Annotated in this window: 10 protein-coding genes; 2 read left to right on the top strand and 8 right to left on the bottom strand. The window is 62.4% G+C overall.

Going from position 1 to position 8275, the window contains the following annotated elements; genetic code table 11:
• Positions 1-745: site-specific integrase (locus K0F86_RS25835; protein ID WP_257572373.1), on the top strand; the 745-nt coding region annotated here is incomplete at its 5' end.
• Between the two features lie 210 nt (positions 746-955).
• Here the strand turns inward: K0F86_RS25835 and K0F86_RS25830 are convergent.
• From K0F86_RS25830 to K0F86_RS25795, 8 genes are all read right to left on the bottom strand, one after another.
• Entirely contained in the window at positions 956-1351 is a 396-nt protein-coding gene (locus K0F86_RS25830) for a hypothetical protein (RefSeq protein ID WP_219136984.1), read from the bottom strand.
• 127 nt (positions 1352-1478) lie between these two features.
• Positions 1479-1895: a hypothetical protein gene (locus K0F86_RS25825; RefSeq protein ID WP_219136983.1), complete on the bottom strand. Its 417-nt coding sequence runs from the start codon at positions 1893-1895 to the stop codon at positions 1479-1481.
• Positions 1896-2446: 551 nt separating this feature from the next.
• A complete protein-coding gene (locus tag K0F86_RS25820; protein ID WP_219136982.1) occupies positions 2447-3916 on the bottom strand; it encodes a PLP-dependent aminotransferase family protein in 1470 nt (489 codons plus the stop codon).
• A gap of 10 nt (positions 3917-3926) precedes the next feature.
• Positions 3927-4511, bottom strand: a complete 585-nt coding sequence (locus K0F86_RS25815) for a LysE family translocator (RefSeq protein WP_219136981.1) — start codon at positions 4509-4511, stop codon at positions 3927-3929.
• A gap of 151 nt (positions 4512-4662) precedes the next feature.
• Positions 4663-5298 carry a Vat family streptogramin A O-acetyltransferase gene (locus tag K0F86_RS25810; protein WP_219136980.1) on the bottom strand — a complete coding sequence of 212 codons (636 nt, stop codon included), beginning with the start codon at positions 5296-5298 and terminating at the stop codon, positions 4663-4665.
• Positions 5299-5368: 70 nt separating this feature from the next.
• A complete protein-coding gene (locus K0F86_RS25805) occupies positions 5369-5821 on the bottom strand; it encodes a PaaI family thioesterase (RefSeq protein ID WP_219136979.1) in 453 nt (150 codons plus the stop codon).
• A 32-nt stretch (positions 5822-5853) separates the two neighbouring features.
• Entirely contained in the window at positions 5854-6345 is a 492-nt protein-coding gene (locus tag K0F86_RS25800; RefSeq protein WP_219136978.1) for a MarR family winged helix-turn-helix transcriptional regulator, read from the bottom strand.
• A gap of 45 nt (positions 6346-6390) precedes the next feature.
• Positions 6391-7563, bottom strand: coding sequence for a citrate synthase (locus K0F86_RS25795; protein WP_219136977.1), 1173 nt, complete (start codon positions 7561-7563; stop codon positions 6391-6393).
• 100 nt (positions 7564-7663) lie between these two features.
• Between K0F86_RS25795 and K0F86_RS25790 the strand changes: the two genes are divergently transcribed.
• Positions 7664-8275: GNAT family N-acetyltransferase (locus tag K0F86_RS25790; RefSeq protein ID WP_219136976.1), on the top strand; the 612-nt coding region annotated here is incomplete at its 3' end.

Raw genomic sequence — 8275 nt, 5'->3', positions numbered from 1 at the left:
GCGCCTGACGGCCCTGTCGCAATGGCATGTGTATCAGGGCTTCGCCGACCCCGCGTCCACGCCCACCGTGCGCAAGACCCTGGCCGGCATCGCACGCCTGCACGGCAAGCCGAAAAAGAAGGCCAAGGCGCTGCCCTTGGAGGACCTGGAGTTGATCGTGTCCAAACTGGCCGCACTGGGCAGCGTCAAGGCCTTGCGCGACAGCGCCTTGCTGCAACTGGGATTTTTTGGCGGTTTCCGCCGCAGCGAACTGGCGGGATTGATGCTGGAAGACGTGAGCTGGGAGCCGCAGGGCATGGTGATCACCTTGCCGCGCTCGAAAACGGATCAACTGGGGGAGGGCATCGTCAAGGCGATCCCGTTCGGTGATGGCGTCTGCTGTCCGGCCACGTCCCTGCGCGCCTGGCTGGGCGTGGCGCATATCCGTACGGGGCCGCTCCTGCGCCCCGTGAATCAGTGGGGTCATGTGAGCGTGAAAACGCTGCACGCGAGCAGCATCAACACGATCCTGGCAAGCTGCGCCAGTCTGGCCGGACTCGATTACGTGCCGGAATTGTCGAGCCACAGCCTGCGCCGCGGCATGGCCACCAGCGCGTACCGGGCCGGCGCCGATTTCCAGGCCATCAAGCGCCAGGGCGGCTGGCGCCATGACGGCACCGTACATGGCTATATAGAAGAGGCGGGGCGCTTCGAGGAAAATGCGGCGGGGAGTTTGTTGAAGGGGAAGAAGAAGGCGGCGGGCTGAGGCGACCGACAGCGCCTTGCTGGCATCGGTCTGGCAGAGAACAGGACGGCAAGCCTGACGCTCGCACCATGGCTTACGCCCCAAAGCGGAGATTGATATTTATCCTTGCGCCGTTCCACTTGTCTAACGGAGCGCGGGCCTGCGTGTGCTATGTGAACCGCCCTGGGTAAACATGCGAGTGTCATTCGGCATGCATTTTCCGTGTGCCATCTACGTCACCTGGTCATCCAATCTTCGCAGTCTCACCGTGCAAGTGAATGCGTCCCCGATCCAATGGGGCTGGAAGTGCATTAAGGGAACGTTGGCTTTACACTGCACCGTTACCGAGGCTTCAGTCAGATCCTCCACGTGCAGATTTTTTTTTAACAATGCACGCCGGAGGAAGTCAGCATAACGCACTGCAATTAGAACGGCGTTTTGCCCACCGGGCCTGGCAGTTTGCTTCAACAGGTCGAGTTCGACGCAATAAGGCGCTGTCTGCACTTCCTCATAGAGCATGCCCAAAGCCCAGAAGCCCTCAAGGTCATTGCATCGGCTGTAGAACGAGTCAAGCAAGCCCGCCGCAACGTGGTTCATTCGCTGACGTAGCGCCAAAGTATGCTCCAAGGGTCTGTCCGTCCGCTTCTGGACGCTTGCGGTCAGTGGGTTACTCAGGCTGAAACCTGCGGCCAACGCCAATGTCCGCTAAGAAGTAGACCTCCCATTGGCAGCTTCCGGCCGAAGTCAGCCAGATTCATGGAGAGCAGTCACTCGTTATCGTAACCTTCATAATCTTTTTTCTTCCATTCTCACTGATGAAAAGCTCCGAACGTTCGCGAACTTGATAGACGTCTGCATCTATCGACTTTCTTTTATAGCTTTTTTGTACGATAGAGACAGACACGCCTTCCTTCACGTAAATTCGAAGTTTGTCGTATTCGGATTCGGAAATATGTTGCACTGCCGGAAGTGCAACCAATCGCCCATCGATAGAAATAAGCAAATCGTGAAGTTCATAAGCTACCAGTTTGCCATTGGACGTGATGGTTCCATAGCAGGTCTTCGAGTCAAGTAACTCGTCCGCAAGCCACCCTTTCATTGGAACATCCAGTGCTCGCGCATGGCCAAAAAGAGCGAATAGGAATATAGATACGTAAAAATTTTTCTTCATAGCGTGCCATTTTTAATGAAGCGGATAATTCAAACTACGCACCATAATTTCCGCATTTTCTTCTTCAAGGTGCGACATAAAGTTGCACCATGACGATAAATACTTCGAACGGCTGCAATAAGCCGCTTGCAGTCGTAGGGCGAACGGCCACTCCTGGGCCGATAGCGGACGTCCTGAATGCTTCAGTGTATGGCGTTGTTACTCCTTTGGCAAGAAGTAGACAGGCGAGTGGCCTTGCAAGGCGCTTTAAGCCAAGGGATTGATGAAGTGAATGCGCTCCCTGGCCGGGGTGCCAAAGTATTCCACGGCACGTATCCGATAGCCATTGCGGTAAAGAGCCATCCTCGGCACCATACCCCAGCTTGAGGCTGCTCCCAACAAAGCATTGAACTTGAAAATCACGGGTGTTGCTGCTTGTAGAGCAAGCAGGTCAATACTGCCATGAGAAGCAGAGAGAATACGACAAACGCTGGTCTTTGCAAGGACCTCAACCGCATGGGACAGCATAGCGAAGGCGATGCCGGCCAGGAATCCGAGGACAACAAATCCTGTTAAGCATCCTTGCGCGCGATGACGGCGGCGGCGCTGGCGCGGGCCAGGCTTGAGCGCGCACCGGCCACCGCGCGCAGGCGTTCTTCCAGGTAGGCGCTCACGCGCGGATGCTGGCTGAAGGCGACATTGAAGCGGATGTGCTGGTCGGGCGTGTCGTTGGCCGAGAACGCGGCGCCGCGCATCAGCAGGATCTTGTTGCGGTAGGCGTCCTGCACCAGCAAGTCCACGTCCAGCCCTTCGGGCATGCTGCCCCACAGGAAAATGCCTGCATCGCCGGGCTGCTCGAACAGCACGCCGGCCGCGCTCAGTTGCCGCGTGCTGGCGTTGCGCGCCACCATGATCGTGCGTTGCAGCCGCTCCATGTGCTTGCGCAGGTTGCCGGCCTTGAGCACTTCCAGCAGCACGTATTCGTTCAGCGCAGGCAAGGTCATGATGGAATGGATCTTGGTGCGCATCAGCGGCTTGAGCAGGGCGGGCGCCGCGGCCAGGTAGCCCATGCGCAGGGCCGGGCTCAGCGCCTTGCACAGGCTGGAGTAGTAAATCACGCCGTCCAGTCCGGACAGCGACGCCAGCCGCGTGCTGTGGCCTGGCTGGAAATGGCCGTGCACGTCGTCTTCGGCGATCAGGAAACCATACTGCTGCGCCATGATCAGCACCTTGTGCAGGTTGGCGGCGCTGCTGCTCCACCCGGTGGGATTGTGCAACGCCGTCTGCATGAACAGCAGGCGTGGACGGTGCACGCGGCAGGCCGCTTCCAGCTCGTCCAGGTCGAGGCCATCGGGGCGGCGCTGGATCGGCACCAGGCGCACGCCGTCCTGGCGCAGCCGGCCGAACATCAGGAAGTATCCGGGGTCTTCCACCAGCACCGTATCGCCGGGCTGCAGGAAGGTGCGACAGATCAGATCGATTGCATGGGTGCCGCCGAACGTGGTGAGGATGTGGCTGGCGTCCGCGGCGATGCCGATGCCGCGCATCAGCAGCGCGATCTGCTCGCGCAGTTCGGCCAGCCCTTGCGGCGGACAGCGCGAGGCCATGCCGGCCGCGCTGCGCGCCAGGCCACGTTGCACGGCCGCCGCTGGCAGCGCATCCTGCAGCCAGGTGGGCGGCAGGGCGCCGCTGCTGGCCAGCAGCACGCCCGGCCGCTGGTCGTTCACTTGCTGGCTCAGCCAGACCGGCTCCTGCTCCTGGCCCGCTTCCAGCGCCACCTCGTCGGGAATGGCGCGGCTGGCGTCAGTTGGCGCGCGGACGAAGAAGCCTGTCGTGCCATGCGTATCGATGATGCCGGCGGCCACCAGCCTGTCATACGCCACCACCACGGTGTTGGTGCTGACCGCGAGCTGCGTGGCGAGCTGGCGGATCGACGGCAGCCGGGTTCCGCCAGGCAGGACGCGTTGCGCGATCTGCTGGCGCAATGCGGCCTCGATCTGCTTGAACAGGGCGATGGGGGAGGAGCGGTCGATGGCGAACATGGGTGGCAGTCTAGCGTAAAAACGTCACGGCGAGCAGCAGCAGGATGGCGCCCATCGCCAGATTGAAGATGCGCTGGTTGCGCGGCGCTTTCAGCACGCCGCGGATCGAGATGCCGAACAGCGCCCACATGGCGTTGCACGGCATGCCCACCACGGTGCCGGTCACGGACACCAGCAGCGCGCTGGCGAGCATGTTGCCCTGCGCAGGCATGAAGACCGACGCCATGGTGATCGCCTTGAGCCAGCTCTTCGGGTTCAGCGCCTGAAACAGCGCCGCCTGCGCAAACGACACGGCCTTCGGTGCGCTGCTGCCCGCCACCGAGGCGCCGGCCAGCTTCCAGGCCAAAAACATCAGGTACAGCGCGCCCGCGATGCGCAGCACCTGCTGCGCCATCGGGTACGCGACGAACACGCTGCCCAGCCCCACGCACATGAGCATGGTCTGCACGAAGATGCCGGCCTGGATGCCGAGGATGACGGGCAGCGCGCCGCGATAGCCGAAATTGGCGCCGGTGGTGGCCAGCATGACGTTATTCGGCCCGGGCGTGGCGGACATCACAAAGCAATAGCTCATCAGGGGCAGGAGGTCGGTCATGGCAGGCAGTCGCAGCGTGGAGAAGGCCCCAGTCTAAGAGCGCGGCGCGGCAGCGACAAGACACAAGGCGGCGCGTACACGCACATGCTGTATCAGTCGGACGACTGCTACAGGGGGATACAGGCGGCTCCGCCCAGCCGCGTGCAGGATCTCACCGGGCGGCGGCAAACAGCGCGTCGACGTCGCCGCCCCGGATCAGGTCGAGGTGCCGGCCTATCCATTCCGCCGGGCGATCCCACCAGGCGATTTCCAGTAGCCTTTGCACGGAAGCGGCATCGAAGCGCTCCCGCACGACACGTGCCGGATTGCCGCCGACGATGGCATACGGCGGGATGTCGGCGGTGACAACCGAGCGCGCGGCGATGATGGCGCCATCGCCGATCCGTACTCCGGGCATGATGAGCGTGTCGTAGCCTATCCAGACGTCGTTGCCGATCAGCGTATCACCCTTGTATGGCAATTCTCCCTCGACAGGCCGCGCGGCTTCCCAGCCATTGCCAAAAATGAAGAATGGATAGCTTGAAATCCCGTTCATTTGATGGTTGGCGCCGTTCATGATGAACTTCACCCCACGCGCAATCGCGCAGAATTTGCCGATGCTCAGGCGATCGCCGATGAACGGAAAATGGTACAGGACATTGTCTTCGAACTGCTTGACGCCATCCGGATCGTCGTAATAGGTGTAATCGCCGATTTCAATGTTGGGGCGGGTGATAATATTTTTTAAAAAACAGATTTGCGGGAACCCAGGCATCGGGTATGTCGTATTTGGATCAGGACCTTCCATGCTCTCTCCGTTTTAAGATTCCAGGTTGGCCCAGCTTGCGGCCGGCTATCCTCGATAGTGGCGGGCCGCATCATGCGGCCGCTTGCTCCCGGGGACGGATGATCATGCAGGTGGCCGTCGCGTGCGCGTAGACTTTACCCGCTTCGTCGCGGATCGTGCCTTCGGAAATGACCAGGTTGCGTCCCGCATTGATGACTTTGCCTTCCGCAAAGACCATCACATTGAATGGCAGGGGACGGCACATCTTGATGTTCAGGTCCGTCGTGCCGTAGCTTTCGCCGGCCGGCAAGACCGTGTGCGTGGCGCAGCCCGTGACCGTGTCGAGCACGGTGGCGGCGAAACCGCCGTGCACGCCGCCCATGGGATTCGTATGGCTTTCATTCGCCGTGGCCGTGAAGATCACCCGGCCGTGCTCGATCGTGTGCGCGTCCATGGGCATGGTCTTGGAAATGCCGGGCCGTGGGAACAGGCCTTGCGCGAAAGCCTGCATCAGTTGCAAGCCGGTCATGTCGTTGGGGTGCATGGTAACTCCTGTGGTGGTGATGTGGGGATGAGTCAGACGTCTTGCTGGAAACGCAGGCGCGAGGCGTGCAGCAGGAAGCGGGCGACGACGGCCAGTTCTTCCTCGCTGAAACCGGCTTTCAGTTGTTCATTCAGGCTGTCGAGCAGGGGCAGGGCGGCGGCCAGTACCTCGCCGCCCCTGGGCGACATGTGCAGGGTGCCGGCGCGCGCGTCCAGCGCCGACTGGCCGCGCACGATCAGGCCGTTTTCTTCCATGCGCGCCACCAGGCCCGTCACGGCCGAATTTTTCAGTTGCAACAATCTCCCCAGATCCTTGAGTTGACAGCCTTCCTCGCCCTTCAGGGCAAACAGGGCGACGACTTGCGTGCCGGAAAAACCCAGTTCGCTGGTGAACACGGCATCGGCCGAGCGGAACAGGTTCTGGCGCGCCAGATTGAGCAGATTGAACAGGCGCGGCGAACGCTCGCCCAGCGGGCAGGCGGTGGCATCGGGGAGGTCGGATTGAGGGGAGGTATTGGTACGCATGCGGAGTATACTACTACGTATGCGTAATAAATCAAGCGACTATTGCTAGTCGCGCTGGTGGCGTCCGATGTAGCGGGCACGGGGTCGTATCAGCGCTGCGCTGGCGGCTTGCTCGGCCGCATGCGCGATCCAGCCGGCCGAGCGGGCCAGCGCAAACACGGTCAATGCCGCGCCTTCGGGCCAATCGAACGCCAGTTCCATGGCCGCCAGCGCCAGGTCGGCATTCGGGCGCGCATCGAGCAGCTCGCTTGCCGTGGAGCAGAAGGACAGAATTGCGCGCAGCTGCGGTTGCTCGTGCGCCATTGTTGACAAGATCCCCAGCAGATACGCGGCGCGCGGGTCGCCATGCGGATACAGCGGATGGCCAAAGCCGGCGAATTCCGGCGCGACGGTCGCGTAATACTTGCCAATGGCGGCCCTGGCGTCCGGCGCGGCCAGCGCCTGCGTCAACATGCGCCGGGCCGCCGCGCTGCCGCCGCCATGCTTGTCGCCGGACAAGGCTGCCAGCCCGGCCATCAGCGCGGCAGGCAGGCTGGCGCCCGTCGAGGCGACGCAGCGTACGGCAAAGGTCGACGCGTTCAATTCATGGTCGGCCAGCAATACCAGCGCCGCGCGCAGCAATTCAGCTTGCTCCGCGTCGGCTTGCCACGCCTGGGCCAGCTGCAGGTGCAGCGGCAGGGCGGACGGCGGCGTCTGGAGCAGGGCGGCGGCCAGGATGCGCATCAGGGCGGGGCCGGATGGCAGCGAGTGCGCAATGTCCACTGTCGCCGGCACGGCCATGGCCAGCATGGCGCGCGCCAGCGGTGGCCCGTCCGCCGCGCTGGCCAGTCCTGGCGGCAGGGCAGGCGCGTCCTGCTGAAAATAATCGCTCGCCTTATCGTCCCACAGCAAGCCGGCAATCGCCTCCAGCGTCGCGGACTCGGCCAACGCCGTCGCATCGCAGCCCCGGTACAGCAATCGCCCGTCGAGAATGTGGGAAATCCGCGTTTCCAGCACGGGCAAGCCCCAGTGCATGGCGGCCACTGCCGTCTGGCCACCGCGCTTGGCATCGCTTTTGCGGGCCGCCAGGCGCAGAACGTCTTCCTGCGGATAGCGCTTGCGGCGTGATTGCCCGTTGCTGACGGAAGCGAGCAGACCCCGGCTCACATACGAATACAGGGTGGGCAGGCTGACGTTCAAGAGGCGCGCAGCTTCGGCAGCGGACAGATCGTTGTTCATGGCGGCCATTGTAGCGGCTGTCACTTTATATTGATTGATGGAATCAAGATTGACGGGCCGGGCGGCGTGTCACTAGACTCATGCCTTTCCAGGAGCCTCCATGAGCACACATACGATTCGTACCCTGCGCCCCGACGATGCAGCGCCGCTGCTGGCTTTCGAGCAAGCCAACCGCGCCTGGTTCGAGCGCCATATCGACCGGCGCCCCGACGCTTTTTACAGCCACGACGGCATCCAGGCGCACGTCGCGCAATTCCTGGACGAACACGCACACGGGCGCATGCATCCCAGCGTCATCGTGGACGAACACGGACAATTGATCGGCCGCGCCAACCTCAAGGACATCGACCAGGAGCAAGGCGTAGCCGAAGTAGGCTACCGCATCGGGCAGCAGCAGGCGGGCAAGGGCCTGGCCACGGCCGCGCTGCAGTACCTGATTGCACTGGCGCAAGACGAATGGCGGCTGAAACGCCTGTGCGCCTGCGCCATCGACGGCAATGCGGCGTCGATCCGCGTGCTGGAACGCTGCGGTTTCGTGCAGGGAATGGCCGTGCCCGATATCGCCATCGTGGAAGGCAAGGTTGCCGATGGCCATGCCTATGCGCTGGAGCTGCGGGTAGCCCCCCAACGGATCATCGTCATCGGCGCCGGCATTGTCGGTGCGTCGCTGGCATACCACCTGGCCAGCAAGGGCGCACAAGTCACCGTGGTC

This window comes from Janthinobacterium sp. UMAB-60 (assembly GCF_900095235.1).
Classification (GTDB): domain Bacteria; phylum Pseudomonadota; class Gammaproteobacteria; order Burkholderiales; family Burkholderiaceae_D; genus Janthinobacterium.
This window is presented reverse-complemented; position numbering and strand designations above follow the sequence as displayed.